We start from the raw sequence: 25,119 nt of genomic DNA, 5'->3' as shown, positions 1-25,119 counted from the left end.
ATGACCAGCACCATGGACCTCGGCGGCGTCGTCGTCGCCACGACGCTCGCCTTCACCGAAGACGACTCGGCGCCCGCCGGGCTCGCGGTGGACTACGACAAGTTCGCCGAGCACGTCGACTTCCTGATGAGCAACGGATGCCGCGGCGTGGGCCCCAACGGCTCGCTCGGCGAATACTCCTCGCTCACCGACGAGGAGCGGCGCAAGGTGATCCAGGTCGCCGTCGAGGCCGTCGACGGCCGCGGCATCGTCATCGCCGGCGCCCACGGCGTCGGCAGCCACCAGGCTCGCAAGTGGGCCGAGTGGGCTCGCGAAGACGGTGCCGACGGCGTGCTGCTGCTGCCGCCCACGCTCTATCGCGCGAACGAGGGCGAAGTCATCGCGCACTACGAGGAGGTCGCCAAGGTCGGGCTGCCGATCATGGCCTACAACAACCCGTTCGACACGAAGGTCGACCTGGTGCCGTCGCTCGTCGCGAAGCTGGCCGAGATCCCCGAGGTCGTCGCCATCAAGGAGTTCTCGGGCGACGTGCGCCGGGTCTACGAGATCAAGGAGCGCTGCGACATCGACATCATCGCCGGTGCCGACGACGTGCTCTTCGAGCTCATGGTCAACGGCGCCGTCGGCTGGTTCGCCGGCTACCCCAACGCCTTCCCGAAGGAGGCCGTCGAGCTGTACAACCTGCTCGTCGAGGGCAAGTGGCTCGAGGCGCGAGAGCTCTACACGCAGCTCGTCGCCGTCTTCCGCTGGGACTCGCGCACCGAGTTCGTGCAGGCGATCAAGCTCTCGATGGACATCTGCGGCAACTCCTACGGCGGCCCGACGCGCCCGCCGCGCGGTGCGCTGAGCGATGAGCAGCGCGCCCAGGTCACCGCCGACACCGAGCGGGCACTCGCAGCGCTGGCGGCTCGGTCGGCGGCGGTCGCCTGATGCGCGCGCGCCGGGTGCTCTCGGCCGTCGACTCGCACACCGAGGGCATGCCGACCCGCGTCGTCACCGGCGGCGTCGGCCGGATCCCCGGCGCCACCATGAACGACCGGCGCCTCTACGCGATGGAGCACCTCGACGGGCTGCGCGGACTCCTCATGAACGAGCCGCGCGGCCACGCCTCGATGTCCGGAGCGCTCCTGCAGCCGCCGGCGCGCGACGACGCCGACTGGGGCGTCGTCTTCATCGAGGCGAGCGGATTCCTGCCGATGTGCGGTCACGGCACGATCGGCGTCGCGACGGTGCTCGTCGAGACGGGCATGGTCGAGGTGACTGAGCCCGTGACCGAGATCCGCCTCGACGTGCCCGCCGGGCTCGTCATCGCGCGCGTCGCGGTCGAGGGCGGTCGCGCCGTGCACGTCACGATCGAGAACGTGCCGAGCTTCGTGGAGCGCCTGGATGCCTCGATCGAGGTGCCCGGCTACGGCGCCGTGCCCTACTCCGTCGCCTTCGGCGGCAACTTCTACGCGCTCGTCGAGCTCGACGACGTCGGGCTGCCGTTCGATCGCGCCAGGAAGGACGACATCGTCGCCGCAGGGCTCGCGATCATGGAGGCGATCAACACCGAGGCCCCGCCGCGGCATCCCGAGCTCGACGGCGCCAACCACGTGCATCACGTCGAGTTCATCGCTCCCGGCTCCGACGCCGTGCGCTCCCGGCACGCGATGGCGATCCATCCGGGGTGGTTCGACCGCTCGCCGTGCGGCACCGGCACCTCGGCGCGCATGGCCGAGCTGCACGCGCGCGGTCAGCTCGCCCTCGACACCGACTTCGTCAACGAGTCGTTCATCGGCACCGAGTTCACTGGGCGACTCCTCCGCGAGACCACCGTGGGCGGCGTGCCCGCCGTGGTTCCCACCATCACCGGGCGGGCATGGGTGACCGGGCTCGGCCAGTACTTCCTCGACGACGACGACCCGTTCCCCGAGGGCTTCGTCTTCTGACCACCGTGACCGACCCACAGCACAGAGCGGATCGACCCATGACGACCTCCACCGACCCCGACCTCGACCGCGTCGCCGAACGGGCCGCCGCGGTCGCGCGCGCCTTCGCCGCGACCGAACCTCGCGCTCGAGCTGCAGCGCTGGTCGCCGTGGCCGACGCCCTCGATCGCAACGCCGCCGAGCTCATCGCGATCGCGATGCGCGAGACCGGGCTCGCGGCGCCCCGCCTCATCGGGGAGGTGCGCCGCACCTCGAACCAGCTCCGGCTGTTCGCCGAGGCGATCGTCGACGGCGCCTACCTCGACGCGCGCATCGACGCCGCCGATGCCGAGTACGTCATCGGCCCGCGGCCCGACGTGCGGCGGGTGCTCGAGCCGGTCGGCCCCGTGCTGAACTTCGCGGCGTCGAACTTCCCGTTCGCCTTCTCGGTCGCGGGCGGCGACTCGGCCGCGGCGCTCGCCGCCGGCTGCCCGGTCGTCGTCAAGGCGCACTCGGGCCACCTCGAGCTCTCCCGGCGCACGGCAGAGGTCGTCGTCGACGCGCTCGCCGGTGCGGGCATGCCCGACGGCGTCTTCCAGCTCATCGAGGGCCAGCAGAACGGCGTCGCCCTCCTGAAGGACGACCGCATCCGCGCGGGCGCCTTCACCGGATCGACGCACGTCGGCCGGCTGCTCGCCGACATCGCGGCGACCCGGCCGCGCCCGATCCCGTTCTTCGGCGAGCTCGGCAGCGTGAACCCCGTCTATGCGACGCCCGGAGCCGTCGCCGCCGAACCCGAGCTGCTCCAGGGGTTCCTCGCCTCCGTCGCGGGTTCGGCCGGCCAGCTCTGCACGAAGCCGGGCTTCCTCTTCGTGCCGGACGATGCCGAGCTCGGCGGCCTGGCCGAAGCCGCCGCCGCCGTCGGCGAACATCGGCTGCTGAACCCCGGCATCGGCCGGGCGTTCGAGGAGCGGCGCGGCGCCGTGCTCGGCGCCGACGGCGTCACCGTGCTCGCCGAGGGCGAGGTGCGAGTCGACCACGACGGGCAGCGGTTCGTGACGCCGACCGTCGTCGAGGTGTCGGTCGAGCAGCTCCGGGCGCAACCGGATGCGCTCCTCGAGGAGTCGTTCGGTCCGCTGTCGGTGATCGTGCGGTATTCGGATGCCGCTGCACTGCCCGCGCTCCATCGCGAGCTGTTCCCCGGCAACCTGACCTCGACCGTGCACGCCACGGATGCGGAGGCGGGGCAGCTCGGCGAGCTCGTCGACGCTCTCGCCGAGACGAGCGGCCGGGTGCTCTTCGGCGGTTGGCCGACCGGGGTCTCCGTGACCGCTGCGATGCAGCACGGCGGGCCGTTCCCGGCGACGACGACCGATGCCACGAGCGTCGGCACGGCGGCGATCTCGCGGTTCCTCCGCGGCGTCGCCTACCAGAATGCGCCGGAGGCCCTGCTGCCTGCTGCGCTGCGCGACGACAACCCCTGGGGCATCCCGCAGCGCCGCAGCGAGGCTGGCCGGTCGAACGGCTGGGGCGGCCTCACCGGCGAGTTCTGAGCGAGCGGATGTCGCGTGGCCGGTGAAGCCCCGGCCGCGCGACATCCATCAGCGAGCGCCGGCCAGCGCGGACTGGATGTCCCGGATGACCGACCCGAGCGTTCCCGATGCGAGCAGTCCCGGGCCGAGTGGTCCGGCGGAGTCCTCGCCGACCATCGGCAACTGCCGAAGGGCCGACCGCGTTCGTTCGTCCATCCGCCCGAGCTGCCAGGCGACCTCGTCGTCGAGGGCGTCGGGTCGGTCCGGAGCGGCGAGGCCGGCGGCCTTCGCGGCGTAGGCGGCGGCGCCGAGCGCGTGCGCACCCATGTGGGCGACGCCGGAGGCCTGTGCGGCGGCCCTGGCCGCGGCCACGGCCGCGGGCGACTCCGCCGACTTCGCAGCCCGTCCGGCGACGAACCGCCGGCGGATCTCGTCCGCGGTCTCGAGCTCGCCGCGGCCGAATGCCCGGGCTCGCGCGATCGCGTCTCGCGGTCGGTCGTCCGTCGGGGCCTCGGACTCGAAGAGGCCGAGCACCCGCTCAGCGCAGTCCGCCGCCCACAACGCGACGTGACGCCGGTCGGCTTCGCTCAGCGACTGCGGTGATTCCATCCCAGCAGTGTCGCACGGCGGTTCGCCGCGGCGTCAGCGCAGGCTGAAGCCCTCGGCGAGCGGGTCGGCCGGATCGAGCTCGAACTCGCACGAGCCCACGCGGTACGCCTGGCCGGTGACCTCGGGCACGACGGCGCCCTCCGTGCGCTCGGCGACCCGCGCGAGGAAGCGCGTGCCGATGATCGAGTCGTGCGTGAGCACCTCGCCGTCGGCGAGTTCGCCCGTGTGCGCGAGCAGCGCGACGCGGGCGGCGGTGCCCGAGCCGCAGGGGCTGCGGTCGACCTCGCCGTCGGCGAAGACGGTGACGTTGCGCTGCCACGGGCCGTCGGCGGTGCGGCCGAGGTCGTCGACGAGGATCGTGCCGTACACGCCCGACAGCCGGTCGTCGTCGAGCTGGGCGGCCGGGTGGTCGTTCAGCGCCCACTTGATCTCGCGGCCGAGACGGATGAGCTCGGTCGTGTCGGCGGGCGCCACGGTGAGGCCGAGGGAGGCCGCCGGCAGGGTCGCGTAGACGGCGCCGCCGAACACGAGGTCGACGAGGACGTCGCCCCGGCTCGTCGACAGCGGGATGCCCGTCGCGAGCACCCGGGACGGCACGTTGCGGAAGACGACGCCCGTCGTGACGCCGCCGCTGCGCTGCACGCGCGCCTGCACCCGTCCGCTCGGCACGTCGATCGTGACGATCGCCTCGCCGTCATCAGGTGCGGCGACGCGGCCCGTGCGCACGGCCCAGGCGCCGAGCGCCATGGTGCCGTGCCCGCACGCAGTCGAGAAGCCGTCCTTGTGCCAGAACAGCACGCCGAAGTCGGCGCCGTCGTCGTCGGGCGGCGTGATGAAACCGCCGTACATGTCGTCGTGTCCGCGCGGTTCGAGGCAGAGGAACCGGCGCACCGCGTCGGCCTCGCCGGTCATGGCCTCGACCCGGCGGGCGGCGACGGTGCCGCCCTCGGTCGGAACATCGAGCACGATGCGGAACGGTTCGCCCGCGGTGTGCCAGTCTTCGGTCTTCCAGTGCATGTGCGTTCCGTTCGTCGTTCAGTGGGCGTCGGGCGTCAGGGCGAGTTGCGCGACGGCGAGATCCTGCCAGCCCATGCCGCAGGTCTTGATCACGACGGGCCGAGCGGATGCCTCGGGCTCGTCGCCTCCGAACAGCCGCGCCATCGGGGTGAGCGAGTCGGGGGAGAGGTGCCCCTCGGCGATGGCGAGGATGACGTCGCCGGCCTCGGCGAGGGCGACCCGCTGCGACTCGACGATCACGCGGGCGCGCCCGAGGAGCTCGCCCGGCAGTTCGCGGGCGTCGCGTTCGTGCGAGCCGACGGCCACGACCGCGGCGCCGTCGCGGACGAGTGCGGCGTCGAAGAGCGGCTCGCGGGCGGTGGTGGCGCAGACGACGATGTCGGCGTCCGCGACATCCGCTGCACTGCCGACGGCCACGTCGAGACCGTTCGCGGTGACCGTGGCGACCGCCTGCTCGGCCCTCGCCCGGTCCCGACCGACGAATCGCACCCGTTCGATCGGGCGGATGGCGCGCATGGCCTCGACGTGTCTCACGCCCTGCGGGCCGGTGCCGAAGACGACGAGCGATGTCGCATCCGGAGCGGCGACGACGTCAACGGCGGCCGCCGACACGGCCGGGGTGCGCAGGCTCGTGAGCTCCGTGCCGTCGAGGAGGGCGACGGGCGCGAGTGTCTCGGCGTCGAGCACGATGTAGAGCGCCTGGATGCGCTCGAGGCCGCGTGCGGGGTTCGCGGGCGCGACGGTCGCGAGTTTCTGGCCGGTGTAGGCGCCGAGGTCCGACGGCATGAGCAGGAGTTGGCCGTGCCGCACGTCGACGATCGCGCGTGCCGGATCGTCGTCGGGGTCGAACCCGTCGCGGAGGGCCTGCTGCAGGGCGACGATGGCCTGGCGCATGGTGATGCGCTCGGCGATGGCGGGGCCGTCGAGCAGACGGAGCGAGTCGAAGATGCCGGGCATGGACACATCGTACGGGTAATGCGTAATATGTCACATATTGCATAATGCTCGGGCTCCCAACCCGACGAGCTGCCCCCGGATCCGCCGCCACGAGCGCCGGAACCCGCGCAGTGCTCGAGCACGGCAATCCGCTTGTCGTCCGACGCGCGGACAGCGAATGATTCAAAGGTGACTCATGGCTCGATCCACTCTTCGCGCCGCGGCGGTGCTCGCCGTCTCGACGGCGCTCATGCTGACCGCGTGCACGACCTCGCCCGGCACCGACTCCGGCGACGGCGAACCCCAGACCGGCGGCACGCTGAAGGTGCTCGCGAACGGCGACGTCGACCACCTCGACCCGCAGCTCGTCGCGTACGTCCCGACCTACAACGTCATGCGCTCGGTGTCGCGGTCCCTGCTGAGCTACGCGGCGAGCGACGATGCCGCCGAGCGCATCGTGCTCCAGCCCGACCTCGTCGAAGAGGTGCCGACCCCGAGCGCCGACGGCCTCACTTACACCGTGACGCTGCGCGACGGCGTCACCTGGGGTGCACCAGACGGTGCTCGCCCGATCGTCGCGAGCGATGTCTCCCGCGGCATCGAGCGTCTCTGCAATCCGCACATCTCGGGTGCCCTCGCGGGCTACTTCCAGGGCCTCATCGCCGGCATGGACGAGTTCTGCACCGGCTTCGCCGCGGTCGCACCCGAGGTCGGACCGATCAAGGAGTACATCGAGGGCAACGAGATCTCCGGCATCCGCACCCCCGACGACCGCACGATCGAGTTCACGCTCGTCGAGCCCGCGAGCGACTTCCCCTTCATGCTCTCGCTCGACGCGGCCGACCCCGCGCCGATCGAGGCGCTCGACGCGCTGCCCGACTCGCCCGAGTACCGTCGCGCCTTCGTGTCATCCGGTCCCTACCAGGTGGCCGAGTACACGCCCGACGCGAAGCTCGTGCTCGAGCGCAACCCGGCGTGGGACCCCGAGAGCGACCCGCTCCGCAAGGCCCACGTCGATGGCATCGAGATGACGATGGGCGTCGAGGGCGACGCCGCCATGCAGCAGCTGCAGGCCGGATCCGCCGACATGCTCTTCGACCTCACGCCGAGCCCCGCGAACATCCAGCAGCTCAAGGCGGCGAACGACGAGAAGTTCTCCACGATGGAGAACGGCGGCGTCGACCAGTTCATGTGGATGAACACGGCGTCGGCGAACAACGGCGGTGCGCTGACCAAGCTCGAGGTGCGCCAGGCGCTGCAGTACGCCGTCGACAAGGCGGCTGTCGTGCAGACGATGGGCGGCGCCGAGCTCGCGGGCGTCACGAACGGCATCTTCGGCCCCGGCATCCTCGGCTACGAGGAGTCCGACGAGTACGCGACCGACGGCGGCAAGGGCGACCCCGAGAAGGCGAAGGAGCTCCTCGCTGCGGCGGGCTACCCCGACGGCCTGACCCTGAAGATGCCCTACCGCAATGTCGGCACGCAGCCCGACATCGCCCAGACGGTGCAGGCGAGCCTCGAACGCGCCGGCATCACCGTCGAGCTCACGCCCGTGCCGCCGACCGACTACTACGCGAACTTCATGACCAACCCCGACAACGCGAGCTCGGGTGCGTGGGACATCGCCCTCGTCGGCTGGTCGCCCGACTGGCAGGGCGGCGCAGCGCGCAGCGTCTTCCAGCCGCAGTTCGTGTTCGACGGAACCCCGCAGACGTACAACTACGTCGACTTCAACAGCGACGCCGCGAACGAACTGGCCGCAGAGGCCCTCGCCGCGGCGACGCCCGACGAGGCGGCCGACCTCTGGCACCAGGTCGACCAGGCCGTCATGGCCGACGCGCCGATCGTCAGCATCGCCTACCGGCTGAAGCCGAACTACCACTCGGCCCGCGTCGGCGGCTTCGAGCCGTACGCCCAGAGCCAGAACGGCGACTGGACGAACGTCTGGCTCACGAAGTAGCAGCCCGAATCATTCGCAAACCCAGTACCCGGCGGCCGGTCACGGCCGGCCGCCGGGTCTGATCGAGGGAACCCAATGACGATCCTCCTCGACGTGCGCGACCTCGCCGTCGACATCCCGACCGAGGACGGCACGGTGCACGCGGTGCAGCATGTCTCCTTCTCCGTCAACGAGGGCGAGTTCTTCGGCGTCGTCGGCGAATCCGGCTCCGGCAAGTCCGTGATGGTGCAGTCGATCATGGGGCTCGTGCCCGGTGCACGCACCAGCGGCTCCGTGCTGTTCCGAGACCGCGACCTGCTCTCGCTCGCGCCCGAGCAGCTCCGTTCGGTGCGCGGGCGGGAGATCAGCATGATCTTCCAGGATCCGCTCTCGAGCCTGCACCCGCAGTACACCGTGGGCTGGCAGATCGTCGAGCAGATCCAGGCGCACGAGAAGGTCAGCGCGAAGGCGGCGAAGGCGCGCGCGGTCGATCTGCTCGACCGGGTCCGCATCCCGGATGCCGCGGCGCGCTTCGACGCCTACCCGCACCAGTTCTCGGGCGGAATGCGACAGCGCGTCATGATCGCGATGGGGCTCTCGCTCGGCCCGGCGCTCATCATCGCCGACGAACCGACCACCGCGCTCGACTCGACCGTGCAGGCGCAGATCCTCGACCTCCTCGGCGAGATGCGCAGCGAGTTCGGCACGACCGTGCTCATGATCAGCCATGACCTCGGCGTGCTCTCCCGCGTCGCCGACCGGGTCATGGTCATGTACGGCGGCCGTCGCATGGAACTCGGGGCGGCCGATGCCGTCCTCTGCGGTCCTGCTCACCCCTACACCGCGGGCCTCCTCCGCTCCTCGTCGTTCAACCGGGAGCCTGGAACACCACTCGTGCCCATCGGCGGACGGCCGCCGAGCCTGCTCGCGCCGCCCGAAGGCTGCGCGTTCCGCGACCGGTGTCCCGATGCGATGTCGATCTGCACCACCAAGCCGCCCGTGCGCCACTACGACGACGGCACCGAGGTGGCCTGCTGGCTCGAGTCGACGCCGGTCGAACCGGAGCCGCCGGTGCTCCCGCCGCCGAGCCTCATCGCGACCGGCGACGACGCCATCGTGACCGTCGACGCGCTGCGTCTCGCCTTCCCGCAGCGGCGGGGCGAGCCGCGCGTCGTGCTCGACGACGTCTCGCTCGAGGTGCGACGTGGCGAGACGCTCGGCCTGGTCGGTGAGAGCGGCTGCGGCAAGACCACGCTCGCCCGCGCGATCGCCGGTCTCGTGGCACCGACCGCCGGCACCGTCGAGTTCGACGGCGCGCCCACCGCGAACCTCGACCGCGCGCAGTGGCGCGACCTCCGGCGCCGCGTGCAGCTCGTCTTCCAGGACCCGTTCGGCTCGCTGAACCCGAGGCGCCGCGTCGGGTCGATCATCGGCGACCCGTTCCGCATCCACCGGCTCGCGAGCGGCGCCGAGCGGCGGGCGAAGGTGCAGGACCTCATGGAGCTCGTCGGCCTGAACCCCGAGCACTACAACCGCTTCCCGTCGCAGTTCTCGGGCGGACAGCGTCAGCGCATCGGCATCGCGCGGGCGCTCGCCCTGAATCCCGAGCTCGTGATCCTCGACGAGCCGGTCTCCGCGCTCGACGTGTCGATCCAGGCGCAGGTGCTGAACCTGCTCGACGAGCTGCAGCGCAGGCTCGGCCTCACCTACCTGTTCATCTCGCACGACCTCGCGGTCGTGCGCCACGTCTGCGATCGGATCGCCGTCATGGAGGGCGGGCGCATCGTCGAGCTCGGAACCGCCGACCAGGTCTGGAACGATCCCCAGCAGCCCTTCACTCGGCGGCTGCTGGCCGCGGCGGCGCCCGAGATCCCTCGGGAGCCGCGCGAGCGGCGACTGCTGCCGCCGACCGGCTCCGCTGGCGCGCACGCCGATCGGCACCATGCCGAGCAGCTCGCGGTGGAGGTCGCCTCGTGAGCATCCTTCCCAAAACCCCTGCGGCGGCGGCGAGCGCCTCGACCGAGGTGCAGGCGCGCGGCTCCGGCCGGCTCACGCTCACCCGGCTGCTGCGCGACCCGGCGAGCATCGCCTCCCTGATCGCGATCCTCCTGATCATCGCGTTCGCGCTGTGCGCGCCGCTCATCGCGGCGTGGACCGGGCACGGCCCAACCGAGCAGTTCCGTGAGACCGGGCTCACGCCCGAGGGCATCCCGGTCGGCCCCAACCCCGAGTTCTTGCTCGGCACCGACCAGCTCGGCCGCGACGTGCTCGTGCGCCTCGCCTACGGCGCTCAGGTCTCGCTCCTCGTCGGCGTGCTCGCCTCGATCGTGGCGTCGGTGATCGGCATCGCGATCGGCACGATCTCGGGGTTCTCGGGCGGCATCGTCGACACCGTGCTCAGCCGCACGATGGACCTCGTGATGAGCGTGCCGTTCCTGCTCTGCGCGATCGCGCTCGTCTCGGTGCTCGGACCGAGCCTCAGCCTGTCGATCGCCGTGATCGTGTTCTTCAGTTGGACGGGGCTCGCTCGCGTCATCCGCGGCCAGGTGCTGGCCCTCCGCCACCGGGAGTTCGTCGAGGCGGCGCGTTCGCTCGGCGCCTCGCGCACCTCGATCATGTTCCGCGACATCCTGCCCAACCTGGTCGTGCCGATCATCGTCTACACGACCCTCATGATCCCGGCGGCGATCGTGTTCGAGGCGACGCTCTCGTTCCTCGGCCTCGGCATCGTGCCGCCGACGCCCAGCTGGGGCAACATGCTCGCGGATGCCGCGAACGGCTCGCTCTACCTCGTGGCGTGGTGGATGGTCGTCGTGCCTGGCGGCGCGCTGCTCGCACTGACCCTCGCGTTCAACCTGCTCGGCGACGGGCTCCGCGACGCCCTCGACCCCGCCGCCGTCTCGAAGGGCAAGCGCGCATGACCCGATTCATCCTCTCCCGCATCGCCTTCGGCGTGCTCGTGCTGTTCCTGCTCAGCGTGTTCGTGTTCATGCTCTTCTACGTCTCGCCGTCCGACCCGGCCCGCATCATCGCGGGTGACAAGGCGACAGAGGAGCTCATGGCGCAGATCCGCTCGAACCTCGGGCTCGACCGGCCGATGACCGAGCAGTACGCGGCCTTCGTCGGTAACCTGCTGCAGGGCGACCTCGGCTACTCCTACCGCTCGAGCATGCCGGTCTCCGAGCTCGTCGTCTCCCGCATCCCGGTGACGATGTCGCTCGTCTTCGGGGGCATGGTGTTCTGGCTCGCGATCGGCATCCCCATCGGCATCGCGTCGGCGAGGCATCCGGGTTCGGCACGCGACCGGTTCGGCCAGGGGTTCGCGATCGTCGGCATCAGCTTCCCGACCTTCGTGCTCGGCATGCTCGCGCTCTACCTGCTGTACTTCGTTCCGACGAAGCTCGGCTTCACGCTCTTCCCGCCGAGCGGCTACGTGCCGTTCGAGCAGAGCCCCCTGGAGTGGGCGTGGCATCTGCTGCTGCCGTGGCTCACGCTCGCGCTCGTCGTCGCGGCGGTGTACGCGCGGCTCACGCGCGGCCAGATGCTCGAGGTGCTCGGGCAGGACTACATCCGCACCGCTCGCGCGAAGGGCGTCGACGAGCGGCGCGTGACGTACGTGCACGCGTTCCGCAGCGCGATGCCGCCGCTCGTCACCCAGCTCGGCATCGACATCGGACTCATGCTCGGCGGCGTCATCGTGATCGAGCAGGTCTTCGGCCTGCTCGGTGTCGGCAGCCTCGCGGTGACCGCGGTCGCCATGCAGGATCGGCCGGTGGTGATCGCGATCGTGCTCCTCGGCGGCGTCTTCGTCGTCATCTCCAACCTCGTGGTCGACACGACCTACGCACTGCTCGACTCGCGGGTGCGGACGGCGGCCCGATGAGCGTGCACTGGTACCCCATCGGTCCGGATGTCGCGGCGCGCGAGCTGTGGCTCGACGTGCCGCTCGACTGGGCCGACCCCGACGGACCGACGATCCGCGTCTTCGCGCGCGAGCTCGTCGACGCGGCCCGCCGTGACGAGCATCTCCCGGTGCTCGTCTACCTGCAGGGCGGCCCGGGCGGCAAGTCGCCGAGGCCGCTCGGGCGCGACGGATTCCTCGCCGAGGCGCTCGCCCGGTTCCGGGTGGTGCTGCCCGACCAGCGGGGCACCGGACGCTCGACGCCGCTCGAGGGCCGGCAGCTCGAGGGGCTCGGCGCCGAGGCATCGGCCCGGATGCTCGAGCTGCACCGCGCCGATTCCATCGTGCGCGATCTCGAGGCGCTGCGGCGCGCGCACTACGGGGGAGTGCAGTGGTGGACGCTCGGCCAGAGCTACGGCGGGTTCCTCACGCTGCACTACCTCTCGGTGGCGCCCGAGGCGATCGCGGCTTCGGCCATCGCCGGCGGGCTGCCGAGCCTCGACCCGTCGGCCGACGCCGTGTACGCGCGCACGTTCCCTCGGGTGCGGACGAAGAACCGGCGGTTCGCCGAGCGACTTCCGCACCTCGGGTCGCGCATCGCACGGGTCGCCGACCTGCTCGACGCCGGCGACGTGCGCCTGCCCGACGGCGACCGGCTGACCGTGCGGCGCCTGCAGACCCTCGGCTTCGACTTCGGCATGGCGCCGGGGTTCGACCGGGTGCACTGGGTGTTCGACGAGGCGTTCGCCGACGCCGACGAGAGCGTGCTCAGCGAGACGTTCCTGTCGAGCGTGGGCGCGCTCACGGGCTTCGATCGCAATCCGCTCTTCATCGCCCTGCAGGAGAGCATCTACGGCCCCGGCCCGACCGCCTGGGCGGCCGAGCGGGCCCGAGACGTGAATCCCGACTTCGCGCCCGACGCCCGACCGCTGCTCTTCACGGGCGAGATGGTCTTCCCCTGGATGTTCGACGAGATGCGGGCGCTCCGCGGGTTCCGCGCTGGGGTCGAACGCCTCGCCGAGACGGCGAGGCCCATCGAGTTGTACGACCACGACCGGCTCGCCGCGAACGTCGTGCCGATCGAGGCGGTCGTCTACCTCGACGACATGTACGCCGACGCGGCGTTCTCGCTCGACACCGTCGACCGCGTCGGGGGTCTCGAGGCCTGGATCACCAACGAGTTCGAGCACGACGGACTGCACACCGGGAAGGTCGCCGGGCGCCTGTTCGACGCGCTCGACCGGCGCGTCGCCGGCTCTGCCCACGCCCCGCGCTCCCGACAGCGCCGAATGACGCGAGAGCGCCGATGAAAGGACCCGGAATGACCGGACACGCCCACACGCACACCGATTCCCCGAGCCGGCCCGCCGACGGGGGAGCCGCGGCATCCTCGATGCCCGCCCCCGACGAGCGCGACCCCCGGATGCCGCGGCTCGCGCAGTCGCCGGGGTTCAACGAGTCCATGCTGCGAGGCTGGGCCACACCGGTGCGCACCCCCGTGATTCCGTCGGGTGCGGCGCTCGCGGCGCACCACCACCGGGCACGTCTCGCCGAGGCGCTGCCCGGCCGCACGATCGCCATCTCCGCCGGTCGTGCGCCGGTGCGGGCGAACGATACGAGCTTCGAGTTCCGCGCCGACAGCGACTTCCTCTGGCTCCTCGGGTGCGGCATCGAAGACGCGGTGCTCGTGATCGACTCGATCCCGGGCGGCCACGACGCCACGCTGTACCTGCCGGCGCCCTTCCGGCCGGGCGACGACGGCTTCCACGCCGACCCGCTCCGGGGCGAGCTCTGGGTCGGGCCGATGCCCGGCCTCGCGGAGTACGCCGAGGCGCTCGACGTGCGCACCCGCCGCATCGAGGAGCTCGTGCTGGGCGACGACGCCCTCGTCGCGGGCGCGCCGACCCCGGCCGGGCCGGCCGCCGCCGCGCTCGCGGCGACCCCGCGCTCGGCCGAGCTGCGGCGCGTGCTCGCCGAGCTCCGCATGATCAAGGACGAATGGGAGCTCGCCGAACTCGCGGCCGCCGTCGCCTCGACCGAGCAGGGCTTCGCGGCGATGGCGCGCGAGCTCTCCTCGGCCATCGAGTGGGGCGGGGAGCGGTGGCTGCAGGGCACCTTCGACCGCTACGCCCGCACGGTCGGCAACGGCCCGGGCTACGCCTCGATCGTCGGTTCCGGCGCCCACGCGCCGATCCTGCACTGGGTGCGTGCCGACGGCGACATCAACCCCGCCGAGGTCCTGCTCCTCGACGTCGGCGTCGAGCGGCGGTCGGGGTTCACGGCCGATGTCACCCGCACGATCCCGGCCGGTGGCACGTTCACCTCGGCGCAGCGCGCCGTGCACGACCTCGTCGAGGCCTCGCACCGGGCAGGGCTCGCCGCGGTCGGACCGGGCCGCCCTTGGTCCGACTTCCACGCCGCGAGCATGGAGGTCATCGCGCGGGGGCTCCACGACTGGGGGATGCTGCCGGTCTCGGTCGACGAGGCGCTCGCCCCCGACGGGCAGCAGCACCGGCGCTACATCGTGTGCGGGGTCGGCCACCACCTCGGCATCGACGTGCACGACTGCGCCGGCTCGAGCTATGCCGCCTACCAGGGCGCCGTGATGCAGCCGGGCATGGCCCTCACGGTCGAGCCCGGACTCTACTTCCACGCCTTCGACGAGACGGTTCCGCCCGAGCTCCGCGGGCTTGGCGTGCGCATCGAGGACGACCTCGTCGTGACGTCGACCGGGCATGAGGTGCTCTCGAGCGGGCTCCCCATCGATGCGGCGGGCCTTGAGACGTGGCTGGCTGCTGCCCGAGCGGGACAGCCCTCGCACGCGGCGCTCGACGCGTCATCCGCTCGCTGACGGACGCATCGGCAGCGGTCGCGAGCCGCTTCGGGACGCCCGGCACGGTCCGATTCTCGTTTCGGCGCGGAATCTGCAAGAATGATCAGTCGAGTTCTGTATCGCCCGACCCTCTATCAGGCGCGCAGAACCCCTTTGAGCTTCCGCCGAGTGTGCACCCCACGCTCACGGCTGTCAGTTCGCCAACTCACAACATTTCAGGAGAATTGTGGCTGTCAAGATTCGTCTCAAGCGTCTCGGCAAGATCCGTGCGCCGTACTACCGCATCGTCGTCGCCGACTCGCGCACCAAGCGCGACGGTCGCGTGATCGAGGAGATCGGCAAGTACCACCCCACCCAGAACCCCTCGTTCATCGAGGTCGACTCCGACCGTGCGCAGTACTGGCTCTCCGTCGGCGCGCAGCCGACCGAGCAGGTCGCCGCGATCCTCAAGCTCACGGGCGACTGGGGCAAGTTCAAGGGTGACAAGAACGCCGTCTCGACCGTTCAGGTCGCAGAGCCGAAGGCCGCCTTCGTCGCCGACGAGAAGAAGAAGCCGGTGCTGAAGCCGAAGGCCGAGAAGCCCGCGGCCAAGGTCGAAGAGGCTCCCGCCGAGACCGCGACGGACGAGGCGTAAGCCTTGCTCCAGTCCGCGCTCGAACACCTCGTCAAGGGGATCGTCGATCACCCTGACGAGGTGAAGGTCGTCTCCGCGTCGAGCGCACGTGGCGAGGTCCTCGAGGTTCATGTGAACCCCGAGGACCTCGGTCGCGTGATCGGCCGCGCAGGCCGCACCGCGAAGGCGCTCCGCACGCTCGTCACCGCTCTCGCCGACGGTCGCCGCGTTCGCGTCGACGTCGTCGACACCGACGACTGACGTGGCCGACACTTCAGGCACACAGCTTCGGGTCGGGCGCCTGCTGAAGGCGCACGGCCTGAAGGGCGCGATCAAGATCGAGCTCTACACCGACGACCCCGACCGGCGTTTCGTGCCGGGCGCGGAGTTCTCGCTGCAGGTGCCCGGCGACTCGCCCTGGCACGGCAAGAGTCTCACGCTCCGTGAGCTCCGTTGGTACAACGGGCATGCCGTCGGATTCTTCGAGGGCATCGACGACCGCACCGAGGCCGAGGGCCTCGCGAAGGCGATCCTCTGGGTCTCGCACGTCGAAGAAGAGGCGCCCGAAGACGACGCCTGGTACGACCACCAGCTCATCGGCCTCGCCGTCGTCCGCGACGGCGAGCGGGTGGGCGAGGTCTCGCACGTCGAGCACTTCCCGGCGCAAGACCTGCTGGTCGTCAAGACCGGCAACGGCGAGGTCATGGTGCCGTTCGTCTCGGCCATCGTGCCCGAGGTCGATCTCGCCGCGGGCACGGTCACCGTGACGCCTCCGCCGGGCCTCTTCGAGGAGCTTCCCGAGGTCGAGGCCGCGGCCCCGACCGCGCCGGCAGCCGACTCCGTCGAGACCGCCGAGACGGATGCCGCGGCGCCCGTCGAGGCCGATCGCGACGAGTAGTCCGCCGATGCGCGTCGACATCGTCACGATCTTCCCCGAGTTCTTCTCGGTGCTCGACCTGTCGCTGCTCGGCAAGGCGCGGCAGTCGGGCCTCATCGAGGTGACCGCGCACGACCTGCGCGATGCCACGCACGACCGGCATCGCACGGTCGACGACACGCCGTACGGCGGGGGCGCCGGCATGGTGATGAAGCCCGAGCCGTGGGGCGAGGCGATCGACGGCATCGTGGGCGACGGGGCATCCGATGCCCTGCTCATCGTGCCGTCGCCCGCCGGCGAGCCGTTCACGCAGCAGATCGCCCGCGAACTGGCTGCGGAGCAGCACCTCGTGTTCGCCTGCGGTCGCTACGAGGGCATCGACCAGCGCGTCGTCGACCACTACGCCACCCGCATGCGGGTGCGCCTCATCAGCCTCGGCGACTACGTGCTGAACGGCGGCGAGGTCGCCGTCATGGCGATGATCGAGGCGGCAGGCCGGCTCGTGCCCGGCGTCGTCGGCAACCCCGAGAGCCTCGTCGAGGAGTCGCACGAAGACGGCCTGCTCGAGTACCCGAGCTACACCAAGCCGGCGTCCTGGCGCGGGCTCGACGTGCCGCCCGTGCTGCTCTCGGGCAACCACGGTGCGATCGCCGCCTGGCGGCACGAGCAGCAGATCGAGCGCACGCGCCGCGTCCGCCCCGAACTGCTCGGCGAGTAGCGGGGCCGAGTACCCCCTGCGCACGGCGTGAGCCGTTCTTCACGTGCCGGAAACACGTGGGTGCGGTGCGTGAAACACGCTCTCCCTAGCGTCGAATCGGCGGCTGAGACGGGTTCCGCCGGAGAGCGCGGGTCAGCACATGGTCGGGTCCAGAGTCATCGGTGCCGCGGCCGAGCATGTCGAGGCCCCTCCGCTCCGGCTCGTCGCGGTCACGCACGGGGCGCCGTCGAGCGCGAATCGCGAGGCCGTGATCCGGCTCGTCGACGGCGTCGCCTCCGCGCGTCCCGATCTCGACGTCTCCATCAGTTTCGTCGACGCCAGCCGGTCGGATGTCGCGGCCGCCCTCGGCCCTGACGACGACGCCGGGGCGGTCATCGTGCCACTCGTGCTCTCGGCGGGCTTCCACGTGCGCACCGGGCTCTCGCTCGGACTCGACCGGCGCGGCTCGGGCGTCGACGCACCCACCGGCTCGCGGCTCGCGGACGAACTCGGCCCCGACGATCGCATCGTCGAGGTGCTCGCCGAGCGGCTGGGCCGGCTCCGGCTCGCCGACACCGACGCCGTGGTGCTCGCCGCGGCCGGTTCCAACGATCCACGCGCGGTGCGCGAGTGCTTCGAGACCGCGCGCAGGCTCGGGCACCACCTCGGCCGTTCGGTGACCGTCGGGTTCATCGCCGCGGCGATCCCGCGCTTGCACGACGCCATCGAGATGATCCGCGAGGTGCACCCGGGGGTGCGCGTGATCGTCGGCAGCTACCTGCTGGCACCCGGCACCTTCTACGACACCGCCGCGTCTGCAGGAGCCGACGCGATCGCGGCGCCCCTGTTGCTACCCGACGAGGTGGCGCCCCGTCAGTTGGTGGAACTCGTGCTCGATCGGTACGCCGACGTCGGTGCGCCCCGACTGGAACGGGCATGACGGCGACGGCGCCGGCCGCGGCGCCCACCATCGCCGCGTACGACGCGATCGTGCTGGCCGGTGGCCGCGCCTCTCGGTTCGGCGGCATCGACAAGACGGCGCTCATGATCGACGGCACGAGTCTCGCCGCGCGCGCTGTCGCCGCGGTCGGCGGCGCTCGTGCGATCGCCTACGTCTCGAGTGCGCCGGCGCCCCGGTGGGTGCTCGCGGAGCGGCGCATCCGCGTCGCCGCCGAGGATCCGCCCTGGAGCGGCCCGGTCGCGGCCATTGCGGCGGGACTCGAGGGGCTCGCCGACCGTCCGCAGCGCTTCACGGTGGTGCTGGCGGGCGATCTGGTGGGGGCGGCACCCGCCGTGGCCCACCTGCTCGGCCGGGCCGTCCACGCGATCGACGGCGTGGTCGGGGTCGACCCCGACGGGTTCTCGCAGCCACTGCTCGCGGTCTACCGCACGGCGGCGCTTCGCGGCGCCGTCGCCGAGGTGCTCGCGGTGACGCGAAGCGCGTCGCCGGCCGGCGGCAAGGGCGCGTCGATGGGCGCGGTGCTCGCGCGGATGCAACTTCGCGGAGTCGCGCTCCGCGGGAGCTGGTGCGCCGACGTCGACACTCCGGCCGACGCCGCACGGCACGGCGTAGTGCTGCCGATGGGGGAGGTGCGCCGTGTCCGCGTCGCGTGACGTCGAGAGCTGGTCTCGCGAGCTCGTCGCCGAACTCGGCCTCGACATCGCGCCCGACGTCGCGGCGGTGCTCGATCTCGCACGCATCGCCGCACATGGCGTGGCCCGTCCGGCCGCGCCGCTGACGACCTATCTCGCGGGGTACGCCTCGGCACGTGGCATCCCGCTCGACGTCGTCGTCGCCGCCGTCGAACGCCGACTCGGCGAGGACGCGCCGTGAGCTCGACGACCTGGGAGTCGGCCAGGGACGTCGTCTGGCATGCCGGTCGCACCCGACCGCTCGCTGCTGAGCCGGTGCCGGTCGACCGGGCCGACGGTCGGACGCTGGCCGACGCCGTGCATGCGCGCGTCGACCTGCCCACGGTCGACGTCAGCGCGATGGACGGCTGGGCGGTGGCGGGCGCGGGCCCATGGAGGCTCGACGGCACGGTCGTGATGGGTGCGCCGCCGTCACGGCCGATGCGGGTCGGCACCGCTCGGATCATCACGACCGGCGCGGCCGTGCCGCCCGGCGCGGTCGGGGTGCTGCGTGCCGAGCACGGAGACCTGCTTCCCGAAGCCCCCGGGTGGCTCCGGCCCACTGCTTCCACGCCGCTCGCGGGGCGCGACATCCGGCGCCGCGGTGAGGAACTGCGACGGGGCGAGCCGCTCATCCCGGCCGGCGCACGGATGACGCCGCCGCGCCTCGCCCTCGCCGCGGCCGCAGGTCACGACACCCTCGAGGTGCTCGCCGCCCCGCGGGTCGAGCTGATCGTCACGGGCGACGAGCTCGTCGCATCCGGCCGGCCCACGCCCGGCGCGGTGCGCGACGCCTTCGGCCCATCCCTTCCCGCGTTGTTCGAGCGACTCGGCGCACGGGCGTCGACGCGGCGCGTCCCCGATCGGCTCGACCCGTTCATCGAGCTCCTGGCCGAGGCCCGCCCCGACCTCCTCGTCACGACGGGGGGAACCGCCGGCGGCCATGGCGACCTGCTGCGGCGGGCGATCGTCGCCGAGGGCGGCACGATCGACGTCGCCGGCGTCGGGATGCGTCCGGGGCACCCCGTGCTGTTCGCCCGCACGAGCGCGGGGGTGCCGGTGCTCGGCCTGCCGGGCAATCCGCTCGCCGCCTTCACCTGCCTCCTCAGCTTCTTCCCGCCGTGGCTCGACGGTGCATCGGGCCGGCCGATCACCGCACTCGACGAAGTGGCGGCCCACGACCTCCCGGCCACCGGGCTGCAGCGCCGCCTCGCGCCGTTCAGCTGGCGAGCCGGGCGCGCGGCGGTGAGTCCCTGGGTGGGGTCGGCGATGCTCCGAGGGCTCGCCGGCGCCGACGGACTGCTGGTCTCACCGGTCGCCGACGGCGAACCCGCCTGCGCCCTCCCGCTGCCCTGGTGATCCCGTTCAGGCCGTGACGCTCGGCGTCTCGTCGGTCTCGGCCGCACGGGCGAGGATCTCGGCGACGCGTCCCTTGCAACCGCCGCAACCGGTGCCCGCACGGGTCTCCCGACCCACCCCCTCGACCGTGGTGGCACCGCAGACGGCCGCTTCCTCGATGCGGCCCACCGTGACCCCGTTGCACCAGCACACCGTCGAGCCCGGCGCGAAGGCGTCCGCATCGGCACTCGGGTCGTAGTCGGGGCCGTCGAAGCGCAACAACACCGAGCGATCGGCCGGCAGCTCGCCGCGCCGCTCGAACAGGAGCGTCAGCTCGGCGGCGGTGCGCGGCATCCCGACGCTCACGAATCCCGTGAGCGCACCGTCCTCGGTCACCATCTTCACGTACCGCAGGTGCTCGGGGTCCGCCCACTGCGAGACCCGTCGTCGCGGGTGCACGGCGTCGTCGTCCCACGGATCCGCCGAGATGTCGCCGACCGCGACGACGTCGATGTGCTCCGCCTTGAGCATCACGATCGCGTCGCGTTCCGCGGGCGCCGCGGCATCCGTCGAGCCGTCGTCCGTCACCGACGCGATGAAGTGCGCTGCCAGCCACTCCGCCTGCCGCCACCCCGGTCCGATCAGCCCCGAGGGAGCCCCCGGGAGCACGCGCTGCCCGGCGAGCTCCTCGGTGCGCGGGACGACCTGGGCGCAATCGCCGATCGCGAACACGTGAGGATCCGTCCAGCTCGCGAGCCCCGCGCCGACGACGACGCCGACGGCCGTGCGCAGGCCCGCGAGCGTCGCGAGCTCGTTGCGGGGGCTCACTCCGCAGGAGAGCACGAGCAGGTCGCCGCGCAACTGCTTGCCGTCGGCCGTGACGACCATGTCGAAGCGACGACTGCCGTCATCGTCGGTGCGGAACGCCACGGCCTCCGCGCGGCTGTGGGCGACCACCGTGACACCCGATCGGCGCAGGGCCGCACGGAGCACGAGGCCGCCGCCCCGGTCGAGGTTGCGCGGCATCGGGTGCGGGCCGTGGTGCACGACGCAGACCTGCGCGCCGGCGTGGGCGGCGGCGAGTGCGAGTTCGAGGCCGAGCACGCCGGCGCCGAGCACGATGATGCGCTTGCGCGACTGCACGGCCGCGAGCACGCGCTCGGCGTCGGCGAGATCGCGAAGGGCGGTGATGCCCGCGGGCAGGGCGTCGTCGCGCGCGACGAGCTGCGTGGCGTACTTCCGGAGCGAGTCGGCGTCGCGGCGGTGCCGCTCGACCCCGTCGAGGGTCGGCACGTTCGCCCGGGACCCGGTCGCGAGCACGACCCGGTCGTACTCGAGCTCCTCACCGGAGTCGAGCTGCACGATCCGTGCCGAGCGGTCGATCGAGGTGGCGGCGACGCCGAGCAGCACGCGCGCGCCGGCGGCCTCTGCGGCTGCCCGGTCGCCGACGAGCATGGCGCCCAGTTCGGTGTTGCCGACGGCGTACTCGGCGACGAGCACCCGGTTGTACGCCTCGACGTCCTCACCCGCGACGACGGTGAGCGCGATGGAGCCGTCCTCGACGGCCGGCAGCACCTCCTCGACGAAGCGCGCGCCGACGGGGCCGTAGCCGATGAGGACGATCCTGAGCTGGCTCATGCCGGCACCTCGATCTCGATGAGGCGTGCGAGTCGCACGAGGTTGGTCTTGAACTCGGGCATCGCCGAGACGGGGTCGACCGCGTCGGACGTGAGCAGGTTCGCCGCCTGCTCGTCGCCGTAGTGGAACGGCAGGAAGACGGCGTCGGGGCGGATGTCGGTCGTGAGTCGCGCGCGGCAGCGAACGGTTCCCCGGTCGTTCGAGAGCTCGACGAGTTCGCCGTCGGCCACGCCCAGGCGTTCAGCCGTCGACGGATGCAGCGCCGCCCGTGCCTCGGGCTGGGCGTCTGCCAGCTCGGGCACGCGCCGCGTCTGCGCGCCGCTCTGGTAGTGCTCGAGCAGACGGCCCGTCACGAGCGTGAGCTCGCCATGGAGCGGAGCGGGGTGGGCGGACGACCGCACCGAGACGGCGACGAGTCGTGCGAGCCCGTCGGGGTGGGCGAAGCGATCGGCGAAGAGCCGCGGGGTGCCCGTGCCGCCGCGTGGGTAGGGCCAGTACACGGCTTCGCCCCGGTCGAGCATGGCGTAGTCGATGCCCGAGTAGTCGGCGATGCCGCCCTCGGAGGCGAGGCGCAGCTCCTCGAAGACGAGCTCCGGCTCGGTGTCGAACGTCGCGGTGCACTCGAGCCGCCGAGCGAGCTCGGCGAGGATCCAGAGCTCGTCGCGCACGCCGGCAGGAGGGGAGATGGCACGACGGCGACGGATGACGCGGCCCTCGAGCGAGGTCATCGTGCCCTCCTCCTCGGCCCACTGCGTGATCGGCAGCACCACGTCGGCGAGGGCGGCCGTCTCGGAGAGGAAGAAGTCGCACACCACGAGGAGGTCGAGCGCGGCGATGCGCTCGCGCACGTTGGCGACGTTCGGGGACGAGACGACGAGGTTCGATCCGTGCACGAGGAGCGCACGCACGCCGCCGGGCTCGCCGAGCGACCGCAGGAGTTCGACGGCCGGCACGCCGGGACCGGGGATCGCGCTCGGCGACACCCCCCACACCCGTGCGACGTGCGCCCGTGCCTCGGGGTCGGTGATCTTGCGATAGCCGGGCAGCTGGTCGCACTTCTGGCCGTGCTCCCGCCCGCCCTGCCCGTTGCCCTGTCCGGTCAGCGTGCCGTAGCCGCTGCCGAGGCGCCCGGGCAGCCCGAGGAGGAGGGCGAGGTTGATCGCCGCGGTCGCCGTGTCGGTGCCGTCGACGTGCTGCTCGACGCCGCGGCCGGTCAGGATGTACACGTTGCCGCCCGCGGCCAGGCGCCGCGCGAGCCGGCGGAGCGTCAGTGCCGGCACGCCGGTCGTGGACTGCACGCGTTCGGGCCACCACGACGCCACGCTGCGGCGGATCGCCTCGTATCCGACGGTGCGAGCGGCGACGTAGTCGAGGTCGACGAGTCGCTCGGCGATGACGATGTGGATCAGGCCGAGCAGGAGGGCGAGGTCGGTGCCGGGCATCGGCTGCAGGTGCAGCCCCTTGCCGTCGTCGGTGAGTCGGGCGGTCGCGGTGCGTCGCGGGTCGACGACGACGAGGCCCCCGGCAGCCTGGGCGCCCGCCAGGTGGCCGATGAAGGGCGGCATCGTCTCGGCGACGTTCGTGCCGAGCAGCAGGATCGTGTCTGCGTCGTCGAGGTCCACGAGCGGGAACGGCAGCCCACGGTCGACGCCGAAGGCGCGGTTGCCGGCGGCCGCGGCCGACGACATGCAGTACCGGCCGTTGTAGTCGATGCGGCTCGTGCCGAGAGCGAGCCGCGCGAACTTGCCGAGCAGGTACGCCTTCTCGTTCGTGAGGCCGCCGCCCCCGAAGACGCCCACGGCGTCGGCGCCGTGCTCCGAGCGGATGCCGCGGAGCGACGCCGCGACGCGGTCGAGCGCGTCCTCCCAGCTCGCCTCGTGCAGCACGCCGTCGGCGCCCCGCACGAGCGGGGCGCCGAGGCGGGACGGGGCCCGGAGGAGTTCCGCCGACGTCCAGCCCTTCTTGCAGAGGCCGCCCCGATTGGTCGGGAAGTCGCGGCCCGCGACGGTCACCGGCGTGGCCGCGGCATCCGCTGCGGCGTCTGCCGCGACATCCGTCGGGGTGAGGGTCATCGCGCACTGCAGCGCGCAGTACGGGCAGTGGGTGTCGGCGGAACGGGTCAAGCTGGCCTCGATTCAGATCTTGTGGGCGCTGAGCTTGCCCGACCGCACGTACACGGCCCAGGTCAGCACGAGCAGCAGCACGTATGCCGCGATGAAGCCGGCGAACGCGGCGCCGTACCCGCCGGTCGACTGGAACGAGAGGTTCAGCGCCTGCGGGATGAGGAAGCCGCCGTAGGCGCCGATGGCCGAGATGAGGCCGAGCGCGGCCGCGGCCTTGCGCTGGGTCGAGACGTCGCCCGTGCCGCCGCCGCGAACCGCGAACACGACGGGCACCATCCGGTAGGTGGAGCCGTTGCCGATGCCCGCCGAGGCGAAGAGGAGGAGGAACAGGCCGAGGAAGAGCCAGAAGTTGCCGAGCGGTAGCGTCAGGAGCACCGCGACCGTGACGAGGGCCATCGACGCGAAGGCGACCATCGTGATGCGCGCCCCGCCGAACCGGTCGGAGAGTCGGCCGCCGTAGGGGCGGGCGAGTGAGCCCACGAGCGCGCCGAGGAACGCGAGGGAGACGGAGGCGCCGCCGACGGCGATGCCCGAGAACTCCGGGAACTGGTCGGCGATCAGCTTCGGGAAGACGCTCGCGAAGCCGATGAACGAGCCGAAGGTACCGATGTAGAGCAGCGAGAGCAGCCACAGGTGCGGCTCCTTGAGCGCGGCCGCCGATCCGCTGAGGTCCGCCTTCGCGTTCGAGAGGTTGTCCATGTAGCGGGCGGCGCCGAACATCGCGACGAGGATGAACGGGATCCAGATCCAGCCGGCGACCGGCAGGTTCAGGGTCGCAGCGGCGCCGATCGTGACCGCGATCGGCACGACGAACTGGGCGACCGCAGCGCCCAGGTTGCCGCCCGCTGCGTTCAATCCGAGGGCCCATCCCTTCTCGCGCTGCGGGTAGAAGAACGTGATGTTCGACATGGAGCTGGCGAAGTTGCCGCCGCCGAAGCCCGCGAGTGCGGCCGCGCCGAGCAGCACCGGGAACGGCGTCTCGGGGTTCGAAACGCAGACGACCATCGCGATGACCGGTGCGAGCAGCAGCCCCGCCGAGATGATGGTCCAGTTGCGTCCGCCGAACTTCGGCACGAGGAACGAGTACGGGATCCGCAGGGTCGCGCCGACCAGGCTCGGGATCGAGATGAGCCAGAAGATCTCGCTCGTGGTCAGCTCGAAGCCCGCCTTCGGGAGCATGACGGCGACGATCGACCAGAGCTGCCAGACGACGAACCCGAGGAACTCGGCGAAGATCGACCAGTTCAGGTTGCGCCGGGCGATGGCCCGGCCCTGCGACTCCCATTGCTCGGTGTTCTCGGCGTCCCAGCCGTCGATCCATCGGCCGGGGCGCGTGCTCAGCCCGGGCTTTGCGGCGGTCGTCTCTGGTGCTGCGGATGTCGCGGGGGGAGCGGTGCTCACGGTCTGGGTCATCGGGGCCTCCGGGGTTCGATCACGAGTGGATCCTTCGACTCGAAGCTATTGACGTCGTGTTTCTGCGGATCGGTCCGGTCGTAAACCTTGCGTCTCCACCTGCTCACCGGT

Annotated in this window: 23 protein-coding genes; 17 read left to right on the top strand and 6 right to left on the bottom strand. The window is 71.9% G+C overall.

The genetic code is table 11. The annotated features are described in order from the left end of the window. From ASD23_RS09285 to ASD23_RS09275, 3 genes are read left to right on the top strand one after another with little or no spacing between them, the layout of a single operon-like run. Positions 1 to 930: a dihydrodipicolinate synthase family protein gene (locus tag ASD23_RS09285; protein WP_056009643.1), complete on the top strand. Its 930-nt coding sequence runs from the start codon at positions 1 to 3 to the stop codon at positions 928 to 930. After that, positions 930 to 1,931, top strand: a complete 1,002-nt coding sequence (locus tag ASD23_RS09280; protein ID WP_056009639.1) for a proline racemase family protein — start codon at positions 930 to 932, stop codon at positions 1,929 to 1,931. The genes ASD23_RS09285 and ASD23_RS09280 overlap by 1 nt, the downstream gene beginning before the upstream one ends. 38 nt (positions 1,932 to 1,969) lie before the next feature. Further along, the gene (locus ASD23_RS09275; RefSeq protein ID WP_056009636.1) at positions 1,970 to 3,463 is read left to right on the top strand and encodes an aldehyde dehydrogenase (NADP(+)); all 1,494 of its coding nucleotides are present in this window, start codon (positions 1,970 to 1,972) and stop codon (positions 3,461 to 3,463) included. Between the two features lie 48 nt (positions 3,464 to 3,511). On the opposite strand, the gene ASD23_RS09270 is transcribed toward ASD23_RS09275, so the two are convergent. The 3 genes from ASD23_RS09270 to ASD23_RS09260 are packed head-to-tail and all read right to left on the bottom strand — an operon-like array spanning position 3,512 to position 6,025. Beyond that, positions 3,512 to 4,051 (bottom strand): putative immunity protein, encoded by a 540-nt coding sequence (locus ASD23_RS09270; protein ID WP_056009633.1) that lies wholly within the window; start codon positions 4,049 to 4,051, stop codon positions 3,512 to 3,514. A gap of 33 nt (positions 4,052 to 4,084) precedes the next feature. Then, complete coding sequence (locus tag ASD23_RS09265; protein WP_056009630.1) at positions 4,085 to 5,068, bottom strand: proline racemase family protein; 984 nt, start codon at positions 5,066 to 5,068, stop codon at positions 4,085 to 4,087. An 18-nt stretch (positions 5,069 to 5,086) separates the two neighbouring features. Next, on the bottom strand, positions 5,087 to 6,025 hold the full coding sequence (locus ASD23_RS09260) for an ornithine cyclodeaminase family protein (RefSeq protein ID WP_056009627.1): 939 nt from the start codon (positions 6,023 to 6,025) through the stop codon (positions 5,087 to 5,089). Positions 6,026 to 6,200: 175 nt separating this feature from the next. Here ASD23_RS09260 and ASD23_RS09255 point away from each other — a divergent pair, with 175 nt between their 5' ends. From ASD23_RS09255 to ASD23_RS09190, 14 genes are all read left to right on the top strand, one after another. Then, positions 6,201 to 7,964: an ABC transporter substrate-binding protein gene (locus ASD23_RS09255; protein WP_082571329.1), complete on the top strand. Its 1,764-nt coding sequence runs from the start codon at positions 6,201 to 6,203 to the stop codon at positions 7,962 to 7,964. A gap of 75 nt (positions 7,965 to 8,039) precedes the next feature. Then, on the top strand, positions 8,040 to 9,920 hold the full coding sequence (locus tag ASD23_RS09250) for an ABC transporter ATP-binding protein (RefSeq protein ID WP_082571328.1): 1,881 nt from the start codon (positions 8,040 to 8,042) through the stop codon (positions 9,918 to 9,920). Continuing rightward, entirely contained in the window at positions 9,917 to 10,864 is a 948-nt protein-coding gene (locus ASD23_RS09245) for an ABC transporter permease (protein ID WP_056009624.1), read from the top strand. Before ASD23_RS09250 ends, ASD23_RS09245 begins: the two co-directional genes overlap by 4 nt. Beyond that, positions 10,861 to 11,826: an ABC transporter permease gene (locus tag ASD23_RS09240; RefSeq protein WP_056009621.1), complete on the top strand. Its 966-nt coding sequence runs from the start codon at positions 10,861 to 10,863 to the stop codon at positions 11,824 to 11,826. Before ASD23_RS09245 ends, ASD23_RS09240 begins: the two co-directional genes overlap by 4 nt. Beyond that, positions 11,823 to 13,154, top strand: coding sequence for an alpha/beta fold hydrolase (locus ASD23_RS09235; protein ID WP_056009618.1), 1,332 nt, complete (start codon positions 11,823 to 11,825; stop codon positions 13,152 to 13,154). The genes ASD23_RS09240 and ASD23_RS09235 overlap by 4 nt, the downstream gene beginning before the upstream one ends. 11 nt (positions 13,155 to 13,165) lie before the next feature. Continuing rightward, on the top strand, positions 13,166 to 14,695 hold the full coding sequence (locus tag ASD23_RS09230; RefSeq protein ID WP_235507694.1) for an aminopeptidase P family protein: 1,530 nt from the start codon (positions 13,166 to 13,168) through the stop codon (positions 14,693 to 14,695). Positions 14,696 to 14,903: 208 nt separating this feature from the next. After that, the gene (gene rpsP / locus ASD23_RS09225) at positions 14,904 to 15,311 is read left to right on the top strand and encodes a 30S ribosomal protein S16 (protein WP_056009615.1); all 408 of its coding nucleotides are present in this window, start codon (positions 14,904 to 14,906) and stop codon (positions 15,309 to 15,311) included. Positions 15,312 to 15,314: 3 nt separating this feature from the next. Beyond that, positions 15,315 to 15,551 carry an RNA-binding protein gene (locus ASD23_RS09220; protein WP_022891825.1) on the top strand — a complete coding sequence of 79 codons (237 nt, stop codon included), beginning with the start codon at positions 15,315 to 15,317 and terminating at the stop codon, positions 15,549 to 15,551. A gap of 1 nt (position 15,552) precedes the next feature. Then, positions 15,553 to 16,188 (top strand): ribosome maturation factor RimM, encoded by a 636-nt coding sequence (gene rimM, locus ASD23_RS09215; RefSeq protein WP_056009612.1) that lies wholly within the window; start codon positions 15,553 to 15,555, stop codon positions 16,186 to 16,188. A 7-nt stretch (positions 16,189 to 16,195) separates the two neighbouring features. Then, complete coding sequence (trmD, locus tag ASD23_RS09210) at positions 16,196 to 16,885, top strand: tRNA (guanosine(37)-N1)-methyltransferase TrmD (RefSeq protein WP_056009609.1); 690 nt, start codon at positions 16,196 to 16,198, stop codon at positions 16,883 to 16,885. 139 nt (positions 16,886 to 17,024) lie between these two features. Continuing rightward, positions 17,025 to 17,804, top strand: coding sequence for a sirohydrochlorin chelatase (locus ASD23_RS09205; RefSeq protein ID WP_056009604.1), 780 nt, complete (start codon positions 17,025 to 17,027; stop codon positions 17,802 to 17,804). Next, positions 17,801 to 18,478 carry a molybdenum cofactor guanylyltransferase gene (mobA, locus tag ASD23_RS09200; RefSeq protein WP_056009601.1) on the top strand — a complete coding sequence of 226 codons (678 nt, stop codon included), beginning with the start codon at positions 17,801 to 17,803 and terminating at the stop codon, positions 18,476 to 18,478. Before ASD23_RS09205 ends, mobA begins: the two co-directional genes overlap by 4 nt. After that, positions 18,462 to 18,698: a DUF6457 domain-containing protein gene (locus ASD23_RS19070; protein WP_056009598.1), complete on the top strand. Its 237-nt coding sequence runs from the start codon at positions 18,462 to 18,464 to the stop codon at positions 18,696 to 18,698. The genes mobA and ASD23_RS19070 overlap by 17 nt, the downstream gene beginning before the upstream one ends. Next, positions 18,695 to 19,855, top strand: a complete 1,161-nt coding sequence (locus ASD23_RS09190) for a molybdopterin molybdotransferase MoeA (protein WP_056009595.1) — start codon at positions 18,695 to 18,697, stop codon at positions 19,853 to 19,855. The genes ASD23_RS19070 and ASD23_RS09190 overlap by 4 nt, the downstream gene beginning before the upstream one ends. Positions 19,856 to 19,861: 6 nt before the next feature. Here ASD23_RS09190 and ASD23_RS09185 read toward each other — a convergent pair whose 3' ends face one another. The 3 genes from ASD23_RS09185 to ASD23_RS09175 are packed head-to-tail and all read right to left on the bottom strand — an operon-like array spanning position 19,862 to position 25,008. Then, a complete protein-coding gene (locus tag ASD23_RS09185; RefSeq protein WP_056009592.1) occupies positions 19,862 to 21,472 on the bottom strand; it encodes an FAD-dependent oxidoreductase in 1,611 nt (536 codons plus the stop codon). Beyond that, positions 21,469 to 23,595, bottom strand: coding sequence for a molybdopterin oxidoreductase family protein (locus tag ASD23_RS09180; RefSeq protein ID WP_056009589.1), 2,127 nt, complete (start codon positions 23,593 to 23,595; stop codon positions 21,469 to 21,471). Before ASD23_RS09180 ends, ASD23_RS09185 begins: the two co-directional genes overlap by 4 nt. 12 nt (positions 23,596 to 23,607) lie before the next feature. Beyond that, a complete protein-coding gene (locus ASD23_RS09175; RefSeq protein ID WP_082571327.1) occupies positions 23,608 to 25,008 on the bottom strand; it encodes an MFS transporter in 1,401 nt (466 codons plus the stop codon). Positions 25,009 to 25,119 lie beyond the last annotated feature (111 nt).

The organism is Agromyces sp. Root1464 (assembly GCF_001427265.1).
Classification (GTDB): Bacteria; Actinomycetota; Actinomycetes; order Actinomycetales; family Microbacteriaceae; genus Agromyces; species Agromyces fucosus.
Note: the sequence above shows the minus strand (reverse complement) of the source record. Positions and strands in the feature narration are given on the sequence as shown.

What these genes read in the sequence shown, in the direction of transcription:
- ASD23_RS09285 (WP_056009643.1), top strand. Translation starts at nt 1, where the DNA reads ATGACCAGCACCATGGACCTCGGCGGCGTCGTCGTCGCCACGACGCTC.
- ASD23_RS09280 (WP_056009639.1), top strand. Translation starts at nt 930, where the DNA reads ATGCGCGCGCGCCGGGTGCTCTCGGCCGTCGACTCGCACACCGAGGGC.
- ASD23_RS09275 (WP_056009636.1), top strand. Translation starts at nt 1,970, where the DNA reads ATGACGACCTCCACCGACCCCGACCTCGACCGCGTCGCCGAACGGGCC.
- ASD23_RS09270 (WP_056009633.1), bottom strand. Translation starts at nt 4,051, where the DNA reads ATGGAATCACCGCAGTCGCTGAGCGAAGCCGACCGGCGTCACGTCGCG.
- ASD23_RS09265 (WP_056009630.1), bottom strand. Translation starts at nt 5,068, where the DNA reads ATGCACTGGAAGACCGAAGACTGGCACACCGCGGGCGAACCGTTCCGC.
- ASD23_RS09260 (WP_056009627.1), bottom strand. Translation starts at nt 6,025, where the DNA reads ATGCCCGGCATCTTCGACTCGCTCCGTCTGCTCGACGGCCCCGCCATC.
- ASD23_RS09255 (WP_082571329.1), top strand. Translation starts at nt 6,201, where the DNA reads ATGGCTCGATCCACTCTTCGCGCCGCGGCGGTGCTCGCCGTCTCGACG.
- ASD23_RS09250 (WP_082571328.1), top strand. Translation starts at nt 8,040, where the DNA reads ATGACGATCCTCCTCGACGTGCGCGACCTCGCCGTCGACATCCCGACC.
- ASD23_RS09240 (WP_056009621.1), top strand. Translation starts at nt 10,861, where the DNA reads ATGACCCGATTCATCCTCTCCCGCATCGCCTTCGGCGTGCTCGTGCTG.
- ASD23_RS09235 (WP_056009618.1), top strand. Translation starts at nt 11,823, where the DNA reads ATGAGCGTGCACTGGTACCCCATCGGTCCGGATGTCGCGGCGCGCGAG.
- ASD23_RS09230 (WP_235507694.1), top strand. Translation starts at nt 13,166, where the DNA reads ATGACCGGACACGCCCACACGCACACCGATTCCCCGAGCCGGCCCGCC.
- trmD (WP_056009609.1), top strand. Translation starts at nt 16,196, where the DNA reads ATGCGCGTCGACATCGTCACGATCTTCCCCGAGTTCTTCTCGGTGCTC.
- ASD23_RS09205 (WP_056009604.1), top strand. Translation starts at nt 17,025, where the DNA reads ATGGTCGGGTCCAGAGTCATCGGTGCCGCGGCCGAGCATGTCGAGGCC.
- mobA (WP_056009601.1), top strand. Translation starts at nt 17,801, where the DNA reads ATGACGGCGACGGCGCCGGCCGCGGCGCCCACCATCGCCGCGTACGAC.
- ASD23_RS09185 (WP_056009592.1), bottom strand. Translation starts at nt 21,472, where the DNA reads ATGAGCCAGCTCAGGATCGTCCTCATCGGCTACGGCCCCGTCGGCGCG.
- ASD23_RS09175 (WP_082571327.1), bottom strand. Translation starts at nt 25,008, where the DNA reads ATGACCCAGACCGTGAGCACCGCTCCCCCCGCGACATCCGCAGCACCA.